The organism is Pontibacter coccineus, from assembly GCF_030546575.1.
Classification (GTDB): domain Bacteria; phylum Bacteroidota; class Bacteroidia; order Cytophagales; family Hymenobacteraceae; genus Pontibacter; species Pontibacter coccineus.
Genome location: NZ_JAUOTN010000005.1, coordinates 96,005 through 116,520 on the forward strand (window position 1 = coordinate 96,005; position 20,516 = coordinate 116,520).

Sequence of the window (20,516 nt, forward strand, 5' to 3'; positions counted from 1 at the left end):
ATGAGCAACGTAACGATAATTGGCGGGGGTATTGTAGGCCTGTTTACAGCCTACTACCTCTCGGAAGAAGGCTTCGAGGTGACCCTGCTTGATCAGGGAGACATGCAGCAGGGTTGCTCCACTGGCAATGCCGGCATGATCGTGCCGAGTCACATTGTACCACTGGCTTCGCCGGGCATGATCAGTAAAGGACTGAAGTGGATGTTCTCCGCTACCAGTCCTTTTTACATTCACCCCCGTTTGGACAGGCGCCTGCTGCAATGGTGCCTGCACTTTTACCGCGCCTCCAATAAAAAGCATGTGGAGCACAGTATTCCCTACCTGAAAAACCTGAGCCTGCTGAGCAAGCGCCTCTACCAGGATTTTGCGCTGCAACATCCAGAGTCGCAGATCGGGCTGGAAGAGAAAGGCCTGCTGATGCTCTACAAAACGCCGGAAATGGAGCGGGAAGAAATTGAAATGGCGCACCTGGCCAATCAGCACGGAGTAGAAGCACATGTATTGTCGCGGCAGGAAGCGCAACAACTCGAACCGAACGCAGAGCTCGACGTGCGCGGGGCCGTGCATTTTCCGGGCGATGCACACCTGGACCCCGCCAAGCTGCATTGTTTTCTGAAGGACTACCTGACAGCCAAAGGGGTGCAACTGGTGCCGCAGGCGCAGGTACTCAGGTTCGAACACAAAGGAGATCGCATTCAAACTATCGTTACCACCCAGGGCGACTTTACCTGTGAACAGCTGATTGTCTGTGCCGGGGCCTGGTCGGGGGAACTGGCCAGCAAACTAGGCATGTACCTGCCCATGCTTTCAGGCAAAGGCTATAGTTTTATGCAGCAAAATCAACCGGCTCTGCAGCTACCCGCCATCCTTTGCGAGCGGAAAGTAGCCGTAACGCCCTTTGGCGAGCAGGTGCGCTTCGGTGGTACAATGGAAATTACGGGCACCGACCACAGCATCAACCAACAGCGGGTGCGCGGTATTTTCGACTCGATTTCCAACTACTATACCGGCTTCCAGCCCACCTTCCCGGAAGCAGGCAAGGTATGGAGCGGCCTGAGACCGTGCTCACCAGATGGTTTGCCCTATATTGGCGCCACGCAGCGTTGGAGCAATGTGCTGTTTGGCACGGGCCATAGCATGATGGGAGTGAGCCTGGCACCTGCGACCGGCAAAGTGCTGGCCGAACAGTTATTGCAGAAAAAAACGCAACTGCTCACTGATGCGTTCTCACCAGATAGGTATAATTAAGGCTGTTTAGAGGGCAATAGCTTTTTCTTCTTTGCAGTTTTTCGATTACGCAAACGCTCGTCGCTATCTCGAGCTTCCTTGTTCCCAGCAGAGGGCTTTGGTACATAGATGTCCGAGAGAGTGGAGTTAAATTCTCCCCTAATGGCAGGTGCGTTTCATTCTTGAATAACGTGCTCCAAATCATCTGTCATTCTGTTAAGAAACCTGGTTGAAGGGAGGTTAAGCTTATGCTCCTCGCCACCAAGATGCTTCCAGGATGACAGTAGAGGAGAATGGAACAGCACTGCCTTTGAGGGGAGTTTTATGTGAGTGAATTAGCTAGTAGCTTTTTCTAGTCAGGAGCTAAGGCTTTAAAAGACAACAAAAAAGGAGCCGCTTCAAAGGCAGTTCCTTTTTATTGTCTACTTATACTTCTGCCAGTCGGGCAGTTGCACCGTTTATTCCTTATCGTCCACAAATTTGCCGTGGTCAGGTATGGCGATGGTGTCGAATTCGGTGGCTAGTTTGCTGAGGCCTTCGGCCAGTGCTTCGCCTTCCATGTACGTGCCGTGTCCGGGGATAATGACCTGCGGCTGCAGGGCTTCCAGCTTACGCACCGAGTCCCAGGCAGCCTGCCAGTCGGAAGTGAGGTAGCGGGGAGGGCCTTGTACTTCTTCTTGCTGCACCAGCACCTTGTACATGGAGTCCTGCTTGACGGTGATCACGGCATCACCCGAAATGAGTACCCCATCCTGCTCGCGGAAGAATGCAACATGGCCCGGTGAATGGCCTGGCGTGTGCAGCCAACCCCAGCCTGGCATGTGCGGTACACTGCCATCTTCTGGTAAGGGAAGCAGGTTAGCATCACTGATATTTATAGGCTCATGTGGATAGATGGAAGAGATTTTGGCCAGCATGCCGCCTTCTACTGTGGTATCCGGTTCGGGGTAGGCTTGTTGCCCGGTCAGGAACGGAAACTCCAACGGGTGCGCGTATACCGGCACGTTGCCCCATGCTTTTAGCAGACCAACCAAACTGCCCACGTGGTCGAAGTGCCCATGCGTGAGGATGATGGCTGCAGGTTTTTGGAATTCGCCGAACCGGGTTTCAAAAACCTTCTGTATTTCAGAAGCGCTCTTAGGCATACCGGCGTCTATGAGCACCCAATCTTCGCCGGCAGGGTCTCCAAACAGCACCAGGTTCACGATCTGGTTGGTGTAGTAATAAACGTCGGGGCGTACCTCACGGCCAATTCCGCTTGATATGGACGTCATAGGTATAAACTTATTATCCTCGCTTTGCTGCAGGTTTGTATCCATAGAAAAAGTAGTTTTTAGTTCAGTTTTAAACCTAACGGCCTTGCCAGGTATAGGTTATTAGCAATTGGGCAGAGAGCGGCAGGTATAAAACCTGGGCTGGCAGCAGTACGGTTTTGTTCAGGTATAACAAGTTCGGAATTCTTTGCTATGCTGTTAAGTAGACTAGGTGAAGGGGAGAGGCCGTGACCACTCTAATCGGGATCCTTTCAGGATGACAAGAAAGTAGAATGAGCCGACCTTAAGGCTAGCAGAAGGTATGGTCTGAAGAAGTACAAGGTATAGGCACAGAATACAGTATATGTGGTTTCTGCACTAGGGTCCACTAGTTAGATACGTGCGGATACCTGGCAAATCGCGGTTTCCAGGTTTCTCAGGAATCAAAAGGTGAACGGCTCCAAATAAATATGTAAATTTCCTGACAGCTTTTTGCCAGGAAATGCGGACTCCTAAAAACGGATATCCTGCGGGAGAAAATAACCTACACTTGCACTATCATTCATTAAACGATTCAGGTATGCACCACTTAAAACTACGAACCCTTTTGCTGCAGCTGTTGCTGCTTTTGATTTTTACAGTCACCGCGTTTGCCCAGGGCAACCAGAACCGCCAGTGGCTGAAAGCCGGCAATGCCAATGTACTGGCAGAGCAGGGGCAACTGGTAAAGTATACTTTACCTGACGGGGCGTCCAGTGTTTTCCTGGAAAAGGCAGCACTGGTACCTGCCGGTAAAACGGAACCCTTGAAAGTGCGCAGCTTTACTTTGTCTGCCGATGAACAGAAAGTCCTGATCTATACCAACACGAAAAAGGTATGGCGCTACGATACCCGGGGCGATTACTGGGTGTATGATCTGCAGAAAAAACAGATGCGTCAGCTCGGAGCCGGAAGGCCGGAATCGTCGCTCATGTTCGCCAAATTCTCGCCGGATGGAGGCAAGGTAGCTTACGTGAGCGAGCACAATGTTTTTGTAGAAGACCTGCAGAACGGGCAGCAAAAGCAGTTAACCCAAGATGGCACCCGCAAGCTCATCAACGGCACCTTCGACTGGGCTTACGAAGAAGAATTCTCTGCCCGCGACGGCTTCCGCTGGAGCCCCGACAGCAAACGGATTGCCTACTGGCAATTGGATGCCACCCAGGTAAAAGACTACATCATGTTCGACATGTTAGACGGTGTGTATGCCAAAGTAATTCCGGTGGAGTACCCGGTCGCCGGAGAAGCGCCATCGCCTTACAAGATCGGCGTGGTGGACATCAACTCGGCTGCTACCCAATGGATGGAAATTCCCGGTGACCCAGGCAACACCTACCTGCCCCGCATGGAGTGGGCCGCAAGTGCCGATGAACTAATCGTGCAGCAACTCAACCGCAAGCAAAACGAAAGCACGCTATACCTCTGCAACGCGGCTGACGGCAAGGCCAAACAGCTTTACAAAGAGCAGGACGACGCCTGGATCGATATTCTGCCCAGCTGGGATAATTCCTATAGCTACGGCGGCTGGGACTGGCTTAAGGATGGCAAAGAGTTTTTGTGGGCGAGTGAGAAAGACGGCTGGCGCCACCTCTATCGCGTCAGTCGCGATGGCAAGAAAGAACACCTGATCACCAAAGGCAACTACGATGTGATGGAGATTGCCGGCATTGACGAAAAAGAAGGCTACGTATACTTCATGGCCTCGCCGGACAATGCCACCCAACAATACCTGTACCGTACGCGCCTAAATGGCAAAGGCAAGGCCGAGCGCCTTACCCCGGCATCGCAGCCCGGCACCCATTCCTATAGCTTTTCACCAAATGCCAGGTATGCACAGCACCGTTTTTCTAACCACTACACCAAACCAGTAAGTGAGTGGGTAGCGCTGCCAAACCACAAAGCGACAGGTGGCGAAAGCGCTGTTACCAAAGCGTTGGCTGCGGCTGATAAAGCGGCCAATGGTGTGGAGTTCCTCAAGGTGAAAACGGCTGATGGCACTGAAATGGACGCCTGGATGGCCAAGCCTGCCAACTTCGATCCGAAGAAGAAGTACCCGATCGTGTTTTATGTTTATTCCGAGCCTGCCAGCCAAACCGTTACCGACACCTATGGGGCCGGCCAGAATTTCCTGTACAACGGCAGCATGGCCGAAGATGGCTACATCTATGTATCGGTAGACAACCGGGGTACACCCGGGCCGAAAGGAAGAAACTGGCGCAAGAGCATCTACCGCAAAGTAGGCCAGTTGAACATCGCCGATCAGGCTGCGGCAGCGCGTGAGCTGCTCAAATTACCGTATGTAGATACCGCCAGGGTAGCCGTTTGGGGCTGGAGTGGCGGCGGCTCAGCAACGCTCAACCTGCTTTTTCAGCACCCCGACATCTATAAAACAGGCATTTCAGTAGCAGCCGTAGCCAACCAGCTCACCTACGACAACATTTACCAGGAACGCTACATGGGCCTACCGCAGGAAAACCGCGAAGACTTTGTAAAAGGCTCTCCTATCACCCATGCCAAAAACCTGAAGGGCAACCTGCTCTACATCCATGGTACTGGCGACGACAACGTGCACTATAACAATGCCGAGCAGTTGGTCAATGAGTTGATCAGGTATAACAAACAATTCCAGTTCATGCCTTATCCAAATCGGTCGCACAGCATTTCGGAAGGGGAGGGTACAAGCGAGCACCTGTCTACTTTATTTACCAATTTCCTGAAGCAGTACTGTCCTCCGGGAGGCAGGTAGTACTTCATTCTTAAGAGGATGAATTTATGAAGGCACAGCCGGTAGAGGAGAACGCTACCGGCTGTGCTTTTTTTTTTCGTTTTCTAGCATAATGTCACAGCCCGGCACTCCTTTCCCCCTATGGAAGCGGATAGGTTTGGCGTGGTGTGTTCTCTGACTCGCAGTGGCGGGCTAGCAGACAATGTGCACGTCTGGATAAAACAAAGGTATAAACATGTTGTTGAAGTGCTGACTGCGGAACCGGCATAAACCCCTCACGTACATTAGGTATACCGATCAGATCCGTCCTCTTATTTATATCACCCTTATTTAGCAGCATACTATCACCGCAAGGTATAGCAAGTAGCCCGGACAGAGACCCAGTTGCTCCACTATAGCCCTGTAGGTAGCGGATTTGCCTTGCCCACCAGCACGACAGCAGGCGGTGGGTGTTCGTAAGGAACGCTGACCTGTCTGCCCTCGCTTCTGCCTCACCAAATCTTAGTCTGAACATTTAAAATGAATACTTTTCAAAACTTAGGAAAGATTATACTGGTCGTATTTGTTGCGCTGCTTGCCACACCATCTTTCGCCCAAAATGACCCCGTCACTGGCCGGGATCAGACATATCAGGCCGCTGAGAGGCATGTGTTCAAGCACTGGCGCGTAGCTGCCGTGATGTATCATACCTACATCGGAACGCGCACATCGGAGGGCAAGCGCACGCTCATTGTGCCTTCGCTGGGACTAGACCTCGAATACTGGTTCAACGAAAAGTGGGGCATCGGCTCGCACAACGACCTGGAACTGGTCAGCTTTGAGGTCGAACGCGAAGAAGAAGTCTTTATAGAACGTGAAACCCCTGTGCTGTTCACTTTGGATGCCCTTTGGAAACCCTGGAAAGAACTGGTCGTGATGGCTGGACCAGGTATAGAAATTGAGCCGAAAGAAAATCTCTTTGTGTTTCGGGTGGGGCTGGAGTACGAGATTGAGATCGGGTCGCACTGGGATGTCGCACCCACCATTTTTTACGACAGCCGAACCGATGCCTACGATACCTTCTCCATGGGACTGGGTATAGGCAAGCGATTTTAAATTTTACTCAAAGGACCATAAGCCAGGAGAGTGTTGTGTAAATGGCTTCACTGGAGGAGGGTACGTACAAACTTACAACAGGAGGTCGTGTCGTATACCTGTTAAAAGAACATGTTATTTAGGGAAAACAAGCCGGCTACGAACTGGAAGGTTTTCTTACAACATACATAATTGATAAAGAGCTATGAATAGACTAGAGAACAAAGTTGCCATCATTACAGGTGGGGCAGGCAGTATCGGAGTAATTACTGCCAGGCTGTTTTTAGAGGAAGGCGCCAAAGTAATGCTGGTCGACCTGAAAGAAGAGGCGTTGCAGAAGGCAGTTAAAGAGCTTGGAAGTAATAATGTACAGTATAGCACTGCTGATGTGACAAAATCAGAGGATGTGCAGCGCTATGTGGAGGACACAGTGAAGGCGTTTGGCAAGATCGATGTGTTCTTTAACAACGCCGGCATTGAAGGGGTTGTGAAACCCATTGTTGACTACCCGGAAGAAATGTTCGACAAGGTACTAGCAGTCAATGTAAAAGGCGCCTGGCTGGGAATAAAGTACGTATTGCCGCAAATGAATGACGGGGGGAGTATCATCAATACTTCTTCCGTGGCAGGCATCAACGGAAGTCCCAATGTAAGTGCCTACATCACCAGTAAACATGCCGTGGTGGGCATTATGCGGGCTGCGGCCGTAGAGGCAGCACCCCGCAAGATCCGGGTGAACTCCGTACATCCTTCTCCGGTCGATAACCGGATGATGCGCTCGCTGGAGGAGGGATTTGCGCCGGGCCACGCCGAAGCGGCCAAACAGGAACTTGAAAAGACAATTCCACTGGGCAGGTATGCCGAACCAGAGGAGATTGCGCAACTGGTCTTGTTCCTGGCAAGCGACGAGAGCCGTTTTATAACCGGTACAACCCAGGTGATAGACGGCGGACTAAGTGTTCAGTAGGGAGATTTACGTACTTCCGGTTTCTTATCGCTGAAAGGATCACTCTAGGTATAAATAATTATCGGACCACCAAAAGCTGCTGTAGGGATTACTGGATTTGCTGCAAGAGCTTTCGGTGGTCCGATTCTGTTAATTCAATTCTAAAAACGGTGGACCCTTGCAGCCCCAGCGCATATGCTTTAAACTAATATCAGCTATACCTTAAAGGGCTGAGGGCCAGTCTATAGGATGCTCTTCCATTGGTTAGCTAATTAGCAGTCTTTATTTATTGGCAGCCCTGAATTGCTCGGGTGTGCAGCCCAGGTGTTTTTTAAAAAAACGGAAGAAGTACGTGTTATCAAAATACCCAAGTTCATGGGCTATTTGGGAGCTGGTTAAATCAGAATGAACCAGGAGTCTTTGCGCTTCCAGTATGATCCGATATTGCAGGATATCTTTCGTGGTTTTGCCAAAGGATTGTTTGCAGACCTCGTTTAAGTGCTTTGAAGTCACGTGTAAACGGTCTGCGTAAAAGGCTACGTTCTTATGTTCCTTGTAGTGTAAATTGATAAGTCGCTCCAGGTCCTGAATAAGCGTTTGCTCTTTTGCGATGGGAGCTGCTGCATTTCCGTCTGGCAGGAAAATCCGGGCCAGCTTCATCAACAGTATATCGAGGTACCTGCTCAGAACACTATTTCGCATGGGACTGTCCAGCTCGTATTCCTGTTTCAGCATCTGCAGCACCGGTAGTAGAGTAGCTTCATCGGTTTCGGAAAGGCGTATGACCGGGCTGTAGAGGAGCGCGTTAAAAAAAGGAAAATCGGAGAGTAGCCGATCCGGGTATTCCCTGGTATAATATTCCTGCGTAAAGAAAACGACAAATCCATCAGCATCATTAGACAGTTGCCAACTGTGGACCTGCCCGGGCGTCAACAGGAAAACGGTTCCTGGTTTCACATCATACTCCCTGAAGTCTATTGTATGTACCCCAGTGCCTTTTGTTACCAGCAGGATAATGTAGAAGTCGTGCTTATGAGGCTCGCGGATGAACAGATGCTCCTTTAAATGAGCTGCAAAGGAGCTGAAGTAGAAGTAGCGGTCTTTATTAGCAAGGGCCTCAAAATCCTGTATCTGGTAAATGGGCAAGTGTTCTTTCCGCATGAGAGCTTTTACGTTGCTGAGGATTCAATGGTAGGTTAAGCCTGACTCCAGCCACAGCGGCCGGGATCAGGCATAAAAGTACAGCATTTAGTCTTTTTATTGCCGTCATACTCCGTTAAGGTTTGGCTAATTTTGTACTGTAGCTTCTAACACCCGCTAAATGAGCAAGAGAAATTCATTATTATATAGTGTGGCAACAGTAAAATGCCCACGATGCCGTGAAGGAAACATGTTTCCGAAAGGCACTTTGTACTCTACTAAGTTCGCGGCGATGCACAAATCCTGCCCATGCTGCGGACAGGTTTTTGAACCGGAGGTAGGCTATTATTATGGCGCCATGTATGTAAGTTTCGCGTTCAATGTGGCTATTTTCCTGGTGTCGCTTTTCATTCTATCCCAGTTTGTGGAAGAGGTGACCATGGCGATGATGATTGGGGTGGTGGCCATTACGGTTGTTGGATTCCTGCCCATTATCTTCCGTTTATCCAGGGTAATATGGATAAGCATTTTCGTCAGGTATGAGGGGCCCGGCAGCCAGATCCCAAAGAAGCTAACAGTTTAGCCAATAACATGAGAGATTGTTGTAAAACCGGAGATGAACAGCCTTCAGGAAACTGGAGAAAATGGACGAAGTGGCTGGTGTACGCTGCTGTTTTCATGGCCTTGGCTATTGTATTCCTACAACAGCTGACACAGTAATATTTGAACCAGATGAATATCAAATGAAAAAAGTAATATTTTATTGTTTAGCCCCGGTCGTTCTGCTCGTAGCATCCTGCAGCGGAGAAGAAGGGCATCATGTGCAAACGCAGCCTGACGCTGTAGAAGCGAACCTGCCTGAAAATAATACTGCCAGCCACATGCACGCGACTAAAGTGGCTGATCAGGAAACAAACGCAGGCATCCCCGCACTAGCGGAAGGGGGCTTGCCGAAAGAACTGGTTTGCATGGTGAACAACGCCTACATGGGGAAGGACCAGTTCCTGGTTGAATTTGAAGGAAAACAGTACTATGGTTGCTGTGAGATGTGCGTGAAAACAATTCAGAATGAACGCCAGGTACGTGTAGCACTTGACCCATTTACAGGAAAAGAGATAGACAAGGCTAATGCTTTTATCGCCCTGAAACCCGGCAGCAATAGTGATGTCTTATACTTCGAGACAGAAGAGAACTACCGTAAATTTATAGATTAAAGCATCACCCAACGACGAACTTAATTGCACTTAAAAAGCCGCTCCAGGTATACCTGAAGCGGCTTTTTTGTAGACCAGAGAAAGCAGTCTCTGAGTCTTATACACTGGGGTGTAACGGCTCAGGGAAGACGGCTACAGGCTTAAACGACCATGTGTTTAGTTCTTCGAGGATAGAGTAGAACTTGACAAGTAAAGAAAAAGCACTTACCGCATCTTTATGGGTAGAAGTGCGCTACCCCTAGTTGCCACCTATCTTTCCAGAATCACTTCTTCGGTTTCTGTCACTATCTGGCCGTCTTTCCTGTCTTCTTCCACTTTAAAAAGTGTGGCCCTGTTCCCGGAAAAAGTTACCGTATAGGGTTCTTTATACGGATGGTCCTGACCAATGAATAGCTTTCCGTCGGTCATCCACGTAGGCAGAGTGGTTTGTCCTTTTCCATGGCCATAGACGATGATGAGTTTGTTATTGTCAGTAAACTCATAGGTCTTTTCGCCTTTGGAATATAATTCCTGCTCCCGTTCTATTTCTTTATCACCGATTCTCTCCGTGTCTGTTTTCGATATTACGTTCCATTTACCTAACAGCCTGTTGTCAAGGGGATTTTGACCGGATTCATCTTTGCCCTTGCAGGATACAATTACCAGACACATCAAAAAGATGAAGGATAGCGTGAGGTTTTTTGTAAGCATCAGTATGTTTTTTAGAATTGAATACAATAATTTGAATTTTAGTCAGGTTGCTCGATGCTGCTGTTCTAGGTATAATTTTCAGCATGAACAGTAGGGCAAAAGCTGACCCGTACCCCACTCCACGAAAGGGGCAGGCGTTATTGGACCTGCAAAAAATTTAAAGGGGAGTTAGCCAGGATATGACTTGGCTAAAGAAGCATCCGGTGAGATTGCTCTCCTTAAATTGGTATTAGTTGCCTCTGTAAGTGGCGTAACCGTAAGGTGACAGCGTGATGGGAACGTGGTAATGGTCGTTGTCTTTGATTTGGAAGACCACCTCAATAAAGGGATAGAAGCTTTCGGTCTTTTGGCTTTTGAAATAATCGGCCACTAAAAAACGAAGTCTGTAAACGCCTCTGTTATCCTTTTTAGTGGATAAGAACTCCTTGATACGCCCATTTTCGTCCGTTACCTTCTCATCTAGCTGCTTCCACGATTGGGTTTTCTCATCCAGCTTCTCTAACCTCACCGGAACTCCTTTGGCAGGCGTACCGGTCGAGATATCCAGAATATGACTTGATAACTGGTAGGAGTTCGACTGGGCAAAGGCTGCGCTCGTTGTCAGTACAAATAGCAGGGTTAAAACTAAATTTCTCATAGTGTCAGTCTGAATTAATGTATTAGTATGGCTGAGTCTTCTATGGCGGCAGCTTTTGCAATGTTGTGATCATTTTCAGGTCCGTCGCCTCCGGCTACACCAATTCCTCCGATAACCTGTCCGTTGTGCCAGATGGGGCAACCACCGCCCAGCAGTAGGAGCTCCGGCAGGTTGACCAGATTTTCGGTGTCGGCATTGGCTTTGGCATTGCGCGCCAGCAGCAGAGTTGGCGTTTTAGTGGAGAGCGAGGTATAGGCTTTCCTTCTGGCAGCTTCGGTGTTGTGCGGCCCTACGCCATTGCCCCGCGTCAACGCCATGACCTGCCCGGAGGCGTCCACAATGGCAATACTCACCTCTTTGTTCAAAGATTTGGCAGCCTCACGGGCCCGGTGTGTCAGCTCCAAAGCAGCCTCCAGCGTGAGCTGGTGTGTCCCAGTAACAAATTTTGCCTGCACCTGGTCATTACTTACCTTCTGAATTTTGCGCTCCGGATTACTGGCTTGCGCCAGGGAAAGCATCGGGATAAATAGGAGTAAGAGCAGCTGCAGTTTGTAGAACATAAATAAATTTTTACAAAACTACCGGGGCTCCATGGGAAAAGCATTGCCCTAGGTCAACGTTTTCAGAGTCTGGCTTTTGCTCTGCTTAAAGTGGAAGGGGAAAGGCCTAAGTAAGAGGCTGCCATTTTATTGGATACGCGCAACAAAAAATCAGGCTGGTGCCGGATGACCCATTTTACTTTTTCCAGCGCATCAAACCCCTGAAAACCATAAATCCGCTTCTGGGCGGTGATGAAACCCAATTCCAGAATCTGTCTGTAGATGAATGCGAATTGGGGTACAGTGTCAACGAGGTGGTAAAAGTTGTGTCTGGAAATTCGGAGCAACTCGGACCTTTCAATGGTTTGCATGTATTCGTGGGCGGGAGTCTGTTCAATCAGGCTGGGCAGGGCAGTTCCGAACCCGCCTTCAAAAGCGAAGAACCTTGTTGTTTCACTCCCCTCTTTGTTGATGGTGTAAAGCCGGATGCAACCTTTGTTGACAAAATAGTAATGCTGGCAAACGTCGCTGTAGTTCAGTAAAAGCTCGTTCCGCCTGGTTTTCACCGGCTCGAAGTGAGAGCAGATCATTTTCAGAGTCGCATCGTCTATACTCGTTCTGCTCTTGATGAAGGCTTCTAAAAGGTTATACATGGTGTTTGTAGGTACGCGATTGACAAAAAGCGGAAAGTAAGGTATAGGCAGTCCAACTTGGATGGAAACCGCTCAGAAGCTTTAAAGTTTATGATTTCTTGCGCCACATGGCTATAAATGCGAGTGGAGATAAAGACAGTACGATAGCGGAAAGACCAAAACTAAGCAGTGTGAGGCGGGAAAAATTCTTCTTCCTAAACGGTATCTCCAAAAGTAAATATTTGCCGCGGCATCTCAAGCCCGATAGGCGGGAGACTGCTTTAGTATTCGAGTAGTGACCTAAGCATAAAAAATCCATCTCAGGTATACCTGAGGGGTTTTTCAGCAGACCGAAAGATCGGTCTTTATCCACAGGTATTTAGGTGCGAGTGTAACTTGCTAGAGGGTAGGAGAGAAAGTAGGTGACTTTTTTTAATCTATAAAGGATAAAGTTATCCTTTATAGATTATTTGCGTACATTTAGGGCATAAGCACCTTAAAATTTGCTGACATGACGACACAAAGAAGTGGCAATAAAATCCCCAAAAATCGATCGAAGCTCTTTTACGTCATGCTGCTAACAACTTCTAGCCTGTTTCCGTCTGCTGCCTACGCCCAATCCGGGAGCACCGGGGACGGCGGTCTTTTCAGTTTGCCGGGTATCCTCATCACCATCACGCTGCTGATCATACCTGTTGTCGCCGCCCTTTTTCTGCTGGTGGTGAAAGCAAACGCGCTCTTCCGGAACATCCAGAACAGAAAGGACTCCGAAGAGGCCATCCGCTTTGCCGCCTACCTGAAATCACTGAATGTGGACCAACTGGGAGCGCTGCAAAAAGACAGGGAGCACCAGGTATATCACCTCAACAACCAGGAGCTCGCCGGGCCTTTTTCACCGGAAGACTCCAGGGGACTGTTAAGCAGCATAAACGAGCAGGCCAACATCCGTTTCATAGAAGCCAAGCGCAAAGCCATCGTCCGGCCTGGCATCGACCCGGCGCTATCCAGGCTCATCCTTTGGTTTCTGGGCACCGCCACTTTCTGGCTTGTCTTCGGTACATCGGTGGGTGAGTATGTCGGCATTAAGTTCGTAGCACCGGACGTGGACCAGGTGAGCTGGCTGAGTTTCGGCAGGTTGCGTCCGGTGCACACCAACGCGGTTTTCTGGGGCTGGTCCTCGCTGGCCATGTTGGGCCTGGGCTACTATGTGGTGCCGCGGGTAAGCAACATCCGGCTACACAGCTCGAAGAGCGGCTGGTGGTCGCTGATCCTCATCAATGCATCGGTCGTACTGGGCACTATCGCGCTGATGGCCGGCATCAACAATGGTGGCGGTGAGTACCGCGAGTACATCTGGCCCATCCAGTTGCTTTTCGGCATCGGACTGGTGATCACCCTGGTCAATTACCTGAGAACGGTTGCTAACCGCAAAACGACAGAGATCTATGTATCGAACTGGTACATTGTGGCGGCTGTGATGTTTGCCATCGTGATTTCCATCGTAGCGTATGTGCCAAACTTTCAGAACGGACTCGGCGAGACCATCATACAGGGTTATTATATGCACCAGGGCGTGGGCATGTGGTTCATGCTCTTCACGCTTGGTCTGGTGTACTATTACCTGCCCCAACAGCTCAACAAGCCCATTTACTCCTACAGCCTCGGCATCCTTGCCTTCTGGTCGCAGATATTCTTTTATACTTTGATAGGCACGCATCACTTCGTATTCAGCGCCATCCCCTGGTCGTTGCAGACGGTAGCGATTGTGGGCAGCGCGGGTATGATCATACCTGTCGTATCAGGCACTACTAATTTCCTGATGACCTTCCGGGGGGCATGGCATAAAGTAGCGGGCAGCTATACCCTGCCTTTCTTTATTGTGGGCATCATCTTCTATTTCACGGGTTCGCTGCAGGGCACGGCAGAGGCTTTCCGCAGCACCAACCTGATCTGGCACTTTACCGACTTCACGGTGGCCCACTCGCACCTGACCATGTACGGTATCATCGCCTTCTTTCTGTGGGGTGGTATCTATGCCATTGTGCCGCGGCTTACGCGCCAGGAGCCGCCACAGATCACGGTGGGCATTCACTTCTGGATGGCCTTTATCGGGATGATGTTCTATACTGTTCCGCTGATGTGGGGTGGCACCATGCGTGGTCTGATGTGGATGGAAGGGCTACCCTTTATTGAAAGTGTGACCATGATGGGTCCCTACTGGTTGTGGCGTGCCATTGGCGGTTCACTGATGTGGGTATCGCACCTGGTGTTTGCCTATAACATGTATAATATGATAAACCCACGCAAAACAGTAAATATCAACGACACCGCCATCAAGAAACTCCATGCGAACGAACTGGTGGACATCCACGATAAATGAAACTCTTCTACGAAGGTATAACCCATGAAATTCCTAACAGTTGCTCTTTAGCACTTACAGCATATGATGGACTTTTTTAACGACTATAGAAAACTATATCTGAGTGCACTTGGCTTGTTTGTCTTGCTCACTATACTGGTTGCCATCATGCCCGCCATCAGCAACCAGAACAACAACAGCCCGCTGCCAACCGAAGAGGCTCTGAGTGATGCCGCCCTGGAGGGCAAGGCAATCTACGTAGCCAACGGCTGCGTGGCCTGCCATACTCAGCAGGTGCGCAACCTTGATATGGACAAAATGTGGGGCAAGCGACCAAGCATCGCGGCAGATTATGCGGATGAAGAACGCACCGATCTATGGCGCAATACTGCCACCCTGATGGGGACGGAACGCACCGGCCCTGACTTAACAGATATAGGCAACCGCCAGCCAAGCGCCGAATGGAATCTGCTGCATTTGTACCAGCCACGCGCCGTAGTAGAGGAGTCGGTTATGCCGGCTTACCAGTGGTTGTTTGAGGAGAAAGCTGAGTTGGAGGAAGGCGATGTGGAGGTCCCGGTGCCCGATGCTTTCCGGAAGGGAGTGATAGGCAAGATTGTGGCCACCAAAGTTGCCCTGAACCTGGTAGCTTACCTGCAGTCGCTGAAGCAGGCACAATTGCCCGAAGCTATACCTGCGCCTGAATTCCTCTACAAACGGGAAGCGAAAACTACCGCGACAGCAGGCGGAGGAGGAGACCTGGGGCTGGACGGTGCTGCGCTTTATGCGGCTAATTGCCAGAGCTGTCACCAAGCCAGCGGCGCGGGCCTGAAAGGAGCTTTTCCACCCCTGAAAGGTAGCCAGATTGTGCTGGACGATAATCCGGAGGTGCTGATTGATATAGTGATGAACGGCTACGATGCCCGGCCGGAGTTTGCGTCCATGCCGGCTATTGGAACAAACATGAACTTATCAGCGGCCGAGGTTGCCGCCATCATCAACCACGAGCGCAGCAGTTGGGGCAATAGTGCACGAAAAGTACCGGTGGATGAAGTACAGAAGATCATGGATCTTCTCAAACAGACAGCTAAAAAGTAAATGGTACATGTCCGAAGCAATGCCAGACCCAATGCTACCGGAACTGCTGACTGCTACGCCGTTTGAAGGCCGGCTGTTGGCTATAAGCCTTGCCCGGAAAGCGATCTGAGACAGGCAACCGGACGTTGGACTGAAGCAGAAGCAAATTGCTTGTTGTGTTTTTAAGCCGGCTAATGGAAAAAAGGCTGCAACCCGAAAAGAAGCCGCATGTTGTAAAGCATGCGCCCGGAGAATGTTTCAGGAGATAGCAAAGGCAAACAATTACTGGAGAACAAAAGATTAAAAGAAGAATTGACCTATGAAAACATTCCTGCTAACGGTTCTCGCCTCACTTCTTAGCCTAACAGCTTTTGCCTGCCCGGTGTGTGAGAAGCAGCAGCCAAAGGTGCTGCAGGGCATCAGCCACGGGGCCGGTCCGCAAAGTGACTGGGACTACGTTCTTGTCTGGGCCACGGTGATCATTGTGGTGCTTTGTCTGTTTTTTAGCATAAAATGGCTGGCCCGTCCCGGCGAAAAAGGTGAGGACCACATCAAAAGAACAGTATTAGATTTCTGACAGAATGGAAGACAAAAGCTCTGTAATAATTTTTGTAGATGACGATCCGCAGCCAGTCGGCTCCTTCAGATCACCCATCAACTTCGAGCTGGATACCCGGAAACTGGTGGATGGAGAACACACCCTGCGTATTGTCAGCAAAGACCCGTCCGGCAAAGAAGGTATTCGTAAGATTCCATTTGTAGTACGCAATGGCCCGGACATTAACGTGGAAGGCCTATCTGAGAACGAAGTAGTAGACGGCGTGCTGCCCATTATGGTGAGCGCCTATGGCAAAGGAGATCAGAAAGTGTTCCTGATCGAAGGCAGTGAAACTCCACGGAGTATACCTAACTGGGTCTGGATCCTGCACATCGTATTTGGCGGCTGGGCATTGTATTACCTGATCACACAATTTACAATATAAAGATGACGACAAAACATGATATAACCGGACTGGAGGATATAAAGGTATTGGTAGACGAGTTCTATACCTTGGTTCGTAACGACGAACTGCTGGCGCCCATTTTCCTTTTCAGGCTCAACACCTACTGGAAGCCGCACCTGGAAAAGATGTATACCTTCTGGAACGCTGCGCTGTTCGGTGTAAAAGGCTATACCGGTAACCCTTTTGCTAAGCACGCGACCATGCCCGTAGATGGGGAGCATTTTGAGCGCTGGCTCTCACTTTTCATAAGCACAGTGGATACTTACTTTGAAGGCCCGATGGCTGAGGAAGCTAAGAAAAGGGCGCTGATCATGGCAACTAATTTTGAAAGGCGTATAGACGGGCTAAAGGGAACCGATACAATAACATTGGTATAGAGGACAGTTAGTGTTTATTGATAAGCTCTAATGAAGATGAAATGGAGATGAAAGAAATTCATGCCAATGCTGCTTACAAAGTTTTGAGCGTTAGCTTAGCCAAAGGAGAGGAGATGCCGCGGCATTATGCTACGTCAGATGCATGCCTGGTTATAAGAGAAGGCAAAGGAATGCTGAAACTTCAGGAAAGGGAAGTTGTACTGGAAGCAGGGGCTACTTTGGTTATTCCGGCCAATGAGCCGCACAGTTTGCAAATTCAGGAAAACTTTGCTGCCACAGTTATTTTAGCTGCCGGTGCGCAGATAAATTTCCTCACCAGCCAGCCTTCCGGAAGTGAATCAGGATAGTAACCAAAACATTGCTGCAGTATTACGAGCAGGTATAGGTCATAGCCAGCAGTAGGTACATGAAGTTTTCTGCCCTTTATTAGGTAGTTATACTTTATGTTTGCAGCAGAACACTTAAAAGGGGACAGCATATGATTTCCAAGTCGTGCAAATATGGCATCAGGGCGGCCGTTTATATCGCCTCGAAAGCTAGTGAAGGAGTGAAGCTAAATGTGAAAGCTATAGCAAAAGAGATAGATGCACCCGAAGCCTTTACAGCAAAGATTCTGCAAATCCTCAACAAGCACCGGATCATTACTTCTTTAAAAGGACCCTACGGTGGTTTTTTCATCGATGAATACCAGTTGGAGCAACCTGTCATCAATATCGTTAATGCCATAGACGGAATGTCGGTTTTCTGGGAATGCGGACTGGGTTTGAAGAAATGCTCCGAAACCCACCCGTGCCCCATGCACGACAAATTTAAAGTGGCACGCGAGTCCTTACGGGATGTGTTTCAGAATACGACCATAGAGCAACTGGCAAAGGAGTTGAAGGAAGGTACTTCCTTTATCAAGAACCTTTCGCAAGACATTTCCTAAGCAGAAGCTAAGGCAGGGTAATGTCGAGCAGGAACAAAAGAAGATTCAATACTCTCGTGCAGCAAGCCGAATAGAAAAAGTGCATGCGTAGAGGGAAATGCACACGCGGCAACTCTTAATCGGAAATACGGCAATTTGAAGCCCCAGTAAGCGTATTGCCTATAGGTAGTTTGCATCAAAGACTTTGGGAATAACCTTATGCAGAAGGTTTCCATATACATCAGGTATACGACCAAGAGTATGACGCATTGAAATACATTGCGGGGATATTCTCTTCATCACAAGACTTAATTCCTATGGATACCATGACCACCGTTTCAGAAATATTGGACAAGCTCAAGAAGGAAGGCTACAACATCGACTTTAACCTGGATGACAACTGCCTGGTTTGCCATGGTAACTCACTGAGAGTATTTCCTGATGAGTTTGTGGTAGATAAGCATTTCCGCTTCGAAGGTATTTCGGACCCGGGCGACGCTGCCGTGGTGTATGCCATATCATCAAGTAAGCACGATGTGAAGGGTACACTGGTAGACGGCTACGGTATATACAGCGAAGAGATGACCAGTGACCTTATAAAGGCGTTGAAGGAGAAAGTTTCTGAAGTACCTGTTGAAAAGCAGCAGGCTGCCCCGGGTGCAAAATTTAACGAAGCAACACCACAACGACCGGAAGGAGACCGCCCGCTGGATGCGCCCCTGGTAGAGATGGATCTCAGCTCCTTCAGAAGACAAATCAAAGAAGAACAAGCCTGGCAAAACAGCGACCGTAACTCCATTACCATCTTCAAGACAAATAGCCTCCGCCTTGTGCTCATTGGCCTGCACCAGGGCGCAGAAATGAAATCTCATACGGCCCCCGGCATCATAAGTGTGCAGGTGCTGGAGGGGCAGATCAGATTCAAAACGGAGCAGCAAACTGCCGAACTGGCAGAGGGGCAGATGCTGGCGCTTCATGCCGGTATTCCGCACAGCGTTTTGGCCATGGAGGAGTCTGTTTTTTTGCTGACTCTCGCAATTTCCAAACCAGGGAAATAATGTCCTGAACGTTGGCCCCGAATCGTTTAGTATCCTATTACCATCAATCCGAATTTCTATGAAGCAAGCATTTAAAACCGGTGACCATGTTACCTGGAACTCAGAGGCCGGCAATGTCTCCGGCACCATCATCAAAGTACACACGTCTGATTTTGACTACAAAGGCCATACGCACCGCGCCAGTAAAGAAGATCCGCAATACGAAATTAAGAGCGACAAGACAGACCATATAGCGGCGCACAAAGGCTCTGCCCTTTCCAAGTCTAAGAAAGCCTAGCGACTGTTCAGCCTTTGTAGCAAAAAGTATAAAGGTATTCGACAGGCAGAAGAATCTTATAGGGCAGAAAGCAAAAATACCATTTGGACCTTTGGCCATGCTACATGAAGTCCGGAGGAATTTGTGGCAGTGCTAAAGTCATTTTAGATTGAGATGCCGGTAGATGTAGGTCGGCATCATAGCTCTAAAAAGTACCCTCATTTCAATGTACTAGCTTTTGAGACCTGCTCAACAAATCTGGAATGCTATACTTGATTGAGCATGAGCCTGGCGGCCGCAGTTTTGCCAGACCTAAAGGAAGAAAAGCAATTTTAGCGAACAAAAAAAGCCGCTCCATTTTATATGAAGCGGCTTTTTTAATTTTGTAGTCCGTAGGGGAATCGAACCCCTGTTGCCAGAATGAAAATCTGGAGTCCTAACCCCTAGACGAACGGACCGTGCTACTGTATTGCGGGTGCAAATATACAAGCCTATTTTTAGGAAGCAAAATTATTTTTCAGAAATAAGGAATACAGCTTCGTCTATACCTATAGGGCACTTTCTTAAGGCTGAAGCGTGTGGCCAACCTGGTAGTTTTTGTAAACTTCGTACTATCTTGTGCCGTTATACCTTCATCAGTAAAAATTTAAACACTATGTCAAAAAGAGCATTCTATACCGGCGTAACGCCAGAAGCATACAACGAACTGAAAAGCAAACTGCAGACCTACGGCATGAATTTGCAGGGCAACAGCGGTCGCATAGACGAGAAAGGCGTCAATGCCAACTTCAATTACGATCCTGAAGCAAAGTCGCTCGAGATAAGTGACCTCTCTGTTGGTTTTCCGGCCAGCATGATGATCAACTCCGACAGCCTGATGCAGCGCATGAACGAGATGATCACCCAGTACGGAGGCCGTGCTGAGGGTTAGGCTATATCCTGACGCGGATAATGCCGTATAAGAAAACCACTTGAACTTAATACCTAAACGAAACCGAAAATAACTATGGAAAACGATAACAAGAGCAGCCAGAATGCCGACAATAGCAAACAGAACCAGGGCAAGAAGGAACCAAACGCTCTCAGACTCATGCAGCCACACGATATGTCTAAAACAGTGGAGTCGGCCATGCATGTATTTCAAGGCAAGCACGATAAACTGCCTGAGTTACTGCACGATGTAGGGAAACTGGTGCTACAAGGTGCCCGCCGCATGAGTACGACGCAGCTTATCCTGACAGCGGGTGCTGTAACCCTTGGCGCTGTGCTAGTTGCCAAGTATGTAGCTGATCAGGATTTCGACTTCGAAGCTTAGTAGCTGTCTACAACCAAACAGAAACCCTTCACCTGATAGTGAAGGGT

Annotated in this window: 23 protein-coding genes and 1 tRNA gene; 17 read left to right on the forward strand and 7 right to left on the reverse strand. The window is 49.1% G+C overall.

Going from position 1 to position 20,516, the window contains the following annotated elements:
• Positions 1-1,248 (forward strand): NAD(P)/FAD-dependent oxidoreductase, encoded by a 1,248-nt coding sequence (locus Q4E40_RS13065; RefSeq protein WP_303412751.1) that lies wholly within the window; start codon positions 1-3, stop codon positions 1,246-1,248.
• A gap of 437 nt (positions 1,249-1,685) precedes the next feature.
• Here Q4E40_RS13065 and Q4E40_RS13070 read toward each other — a convergent pair whose 3' ends face one another.
• Entirely contained in the window at positions 1,686-2,546 is an 861-nt protein-coding gene (locus Q4E40_RS13070; RefSeq protein ID WP_303412753.1) for an MBL fold metallo-hydrolase, read from the reverse strand.
• A gap of 514 nt (positions 2,547-3,060) precedes the next feature.
• On the opposite strand from Q4E40_RS13070, the gene Q4E40_RS13075 reads away from it, so the two are divergent.
• From Q4E40_RS13075 to Q4E40_RS13085, 3 genes are all read left to right on the forward strand, one after another.
• Positions 3,061-5,265 (forward strand): S9 family peptidase, encoded by a 2,205-nt coding sequence (locus Q4E40_RS13075; RefSeq protein ID WP_303412756.1) that lies wholly within the window; start codon positions 3,061-3,063, stop codon positions 5,263-5,265.
• Between the two features lie 498 nt (positions 5,266-5,763).
• Positions 5,764-6,339 (forward strand): hypothetical protein, encoded by a 576-nt coding sequence (locus Q4E40_RS13080; RefSeq protein WP_303412758.1) that lies wholly within the window; start codon positions 5,764-5,766, stop codon positions 6,337-6,339.
• Between the two features lie 184 nt (positions 6,340-6,523).
• Complete coding sequence (locus tag Q4E40_RS13085) at positions 6,524-7,285, forward strand: SDR family NAD(P)-dependent oxidoreductase (protein ID WP_303412761.1); 762 nt, start codon at positions 6,524-6,526, stop codon at positions 7,283-7,285.
• Between the two features lie 261 nt (positions 7,286-7,546).
• On the opposite strand, the gene Q4E40_RS13090 is transcribed toward Q4E40_RS13085, so the two are convergent.
• Positions 7,547-8,425, reverse strand: a complete 879-nt coding sequence (locus tag Q4E40_RS13090; protein WP_303412763.1) for a helix-turn-helix domain-containing protein — start codon at positions 8,423-8,425, stop codon at positions 7,547-7,549.
• Between the two features lie 190 nt (positions 8,426-8,615).
• On the opposite strand from Q4E40_RS13090, the gene Q4E40_RS13095 reads away from it, so the two are divergent.
• Positions 8,616-8,987: a DUF983 domain-containing protein gene (locus Q4E40_RS13095; RefSeq protein ID WP_303412765.1), complete on the forward strand. Its 372-nt coding sequence runs from the start codon at positions 8,616-8,618 to the stop codon at positions 8,985-8,987.
• 61 nt (positions 8,988-9,048) lie between these two features.
• A complete protein-coding gene (locus tag Q4E40_RS13100; protein WP_303412767.1) occupies positions 9,049-9,618 on the forward strand; it encodes a hypothetical protein in 570 nt (189 codons plus the stop codon).
• Between the two features lie 249 nt (positions 9,619-9,867).
• Here Q4E40_RS13100 and Q4E40_RS13105 read toward each other — a convergent pair whose 3' ends face one another.
• The 4 genes from Q4E40_RS13105 to Q4E40_RS13120 form a co-directional block, all read right to left on the reverse strand.
• The gene (locus tag Q4E40_RS13105) at positions 9,868-10,308 is read right to left on the reverse strand and encodes a hypothetical protein (protein ID WP_303412769.1); all 441 of its coding nucleotides are present in this window, start codon (positions 10,306-10,308) and stop codon (positions 9,868-9,870) included.
• Positions 10,309-10,537: 229 nt separating this feature from the next.
• The gene (uraH, locus tag Q4E40_RS13110; RefSeq protein WP_303412771.1) at positions 10,538-10,945 is read right to left on the reverse strand and encodes a hydroxyisourate hydrolase; all 408 of its coding nucleotides are present in this window, start codon (positions 10,943-10,945) and stop codon (positions 10,538-10,540) included.
• A gap of 14 nt (positions 10,946-10,959) precedes the next feature.
• The gene (locus tag Q4E40_RS13115; protein ID WP_303412773.1) at positions 10,960-11,505 is read right to left on the reverse strand and encodes a heme-binding protein; all 546 of its coding nucleotides are present in this window, start codon (positions 11,503-11,505) and stop codon (positions 10,960-10,962) included.
• Positions 11,506-11,567: 62 nt separating this feature from the next.
• Positions 11,568-12,137: a Crp/Fnr family transcriptional regulator gene (locus Q4E40_RS13120; RefSeq protein ID WP_303412775.1), complete on the reverse strand. Its 570-nt coding sequence runs from the start codon at positions 12,135-12,137 to the stop codon at positions 11,568-11,570.
• Between the two features lie 490 nt (positions 12,138-12,627).
• On the opposite strand from Q4E40_RS13120, the gene Q4E40_RS13125 reads away from it, so the two are divergent.
• The 9 genes from Q4E40_RS13125 to Q4E40_RS13165 all read left to right on the forward strand — a co-directional run bounded on the left by Q4E40_RS13125 (position 12,628) and on the right by Q4E40_RS13165 (position 19,175).
• Positions 12,628-14,496 carry a cbb3-type cytochrome c oxidase subunit I gene (locus Q4E40_RS13125; protein WP_303412777.1) on the forward strand — a complete coding sequence of 623 codons (1,869 nt, stop codon included), beginning with the start codon at positions 12,628-12,630 and terminating at the stop codon, positions 14,494-14,496.
• 63 nt (positions 14,497-14,559) lie between these two features.
• Positions 14,560-15,573, forward strand: a complete 1,014-nt coding sequence (locus Q4E40_RS13130) for a cytochrome c (RefSeq protein ID WP_303412778.1) — start codon at positions 14,560-14,562, stop codon at positions 15,571-15,573.
• Positions 15,574-15,871: 298 nt separating this feature from the next.
• Positions 15,872-16,129, forward strand: a complete 258-nt coding sequence (locus Q4E40_RS13135) for a hypothetical protein (RefSeq protein ID WP_303412779.1) — start codon at positions 15,872-15,874, stop codon at positions 16,127-16,129.
• A 4-nt stretch (positions 16,130-16,133) separates the two neighbouring features.
• On the forward strand, positions 16,134-16,535 hold the full coding sequence (locus Q4E40_RS13140) for a cytochrome C (RefSeq protein WP_303412780.1): 402 nt from the start codon (positions 16,134-16,136) through the stop codon (positions 16,533-16,535).
• A gap of 2 nt (positions 16,536-16,537) precedes the next feature.
• The gene (locus Q4E40_RS13145) at positions 16,538-16,933 is read left to right on the forward strand and encodes a group III truncated hemoglobin (protein WP_303412781.1); all 396 of its coding nucleotides are present in this window, start codon (positions 16,538-16,540) and stop codon (positions 16,931-16,933) included.
• A gap of 41 nt (positions 16,934-16,974) precedes the next feature.
• Positions 16,975-17,280, forward strand: a complete 306-nt coding sequence (locus Q4E40_RS13150; RefSeq protein WP_303412782.1) for a cupin domain-containing protein — start codon at positions 16,975-16,977, stop codon at positions 17,278-17,280.
• A gap of 131 nt (positions 17,281-17,411) precedes the next feature.
• Positions 17,412-17,861, forward strand: a complete 450-nt coding sequence (locus Q4E40_RS13155) for an RrF2 family transcriptional regulator (protein WP_303412783.1) — start codon at positions 17,412-17,414, stop codon at positions 17,859-17,861.
• 296 nt (positions 17,862-18,157) lie between these two features.
• Complete coding sequence (locus tag Q4E40_RS13160; protein WP_303412784.1) at positions 18,158-18,898, forward strand: cupin domain-containing protein; 741 nt, start codon at positions 18,158-18,160, stop codon at positions 18,896-18,898.
• 58 nt (positions 18,899-18,956) lie between these two features.
• The gene (locus Q4E40_RS13165; protein ID WP_303412785.1) at positions 18,957-19,175 is read left to right on the forward strand and encodes a hypervirulence associated TUDOR domain-containing protein; all 219 of its coding nucleotides are present in this window, start codon (positions 18,957-18,959) and stop codon (positions 19,173-19,175) included.
• 365 nt (positions 19,176-19,540) lie between these two features.
• Here the strand turns inward: Q4E40_RS13165 and Q4E40_RS13170 are convergent.
• Positions 19,541-19,612 (reverse strand) — tRNA-Glu (locus Q4E40_RS13170).
• Positions 19,613-19,809: 197 nt separating this feature from the next.
• Between Q4E40_RS13170 and Q4E40_RS13175 the strand changes: the two genes are divergently transcribed.
• Positions 19,810-20,085: a hypothetical protein gene (locus tag Q4E40_RS13175; RefSeq protein ID WP_303412786.1), complete on the forward strand. Its 276-nt coding sequence runs from the start codon at positions 19,810-19,812 to the stop codon at positions 20,083-20,085.
• Positions 20,086-20,160: 75 nt separating this feature from the next.
• Positions 20,161-20,469, forward strand: coding sequence for a hypothetical protein (locus Q4E40_RS13180; protein ID WP_303412787.1), 309 nt, complete (start codon positions 20,161-20,163; stop codon positions 20,467-20,469).
• The last annotated feature ends 47 nt before the right edge of the window (positions 20,470-20,516 follow it).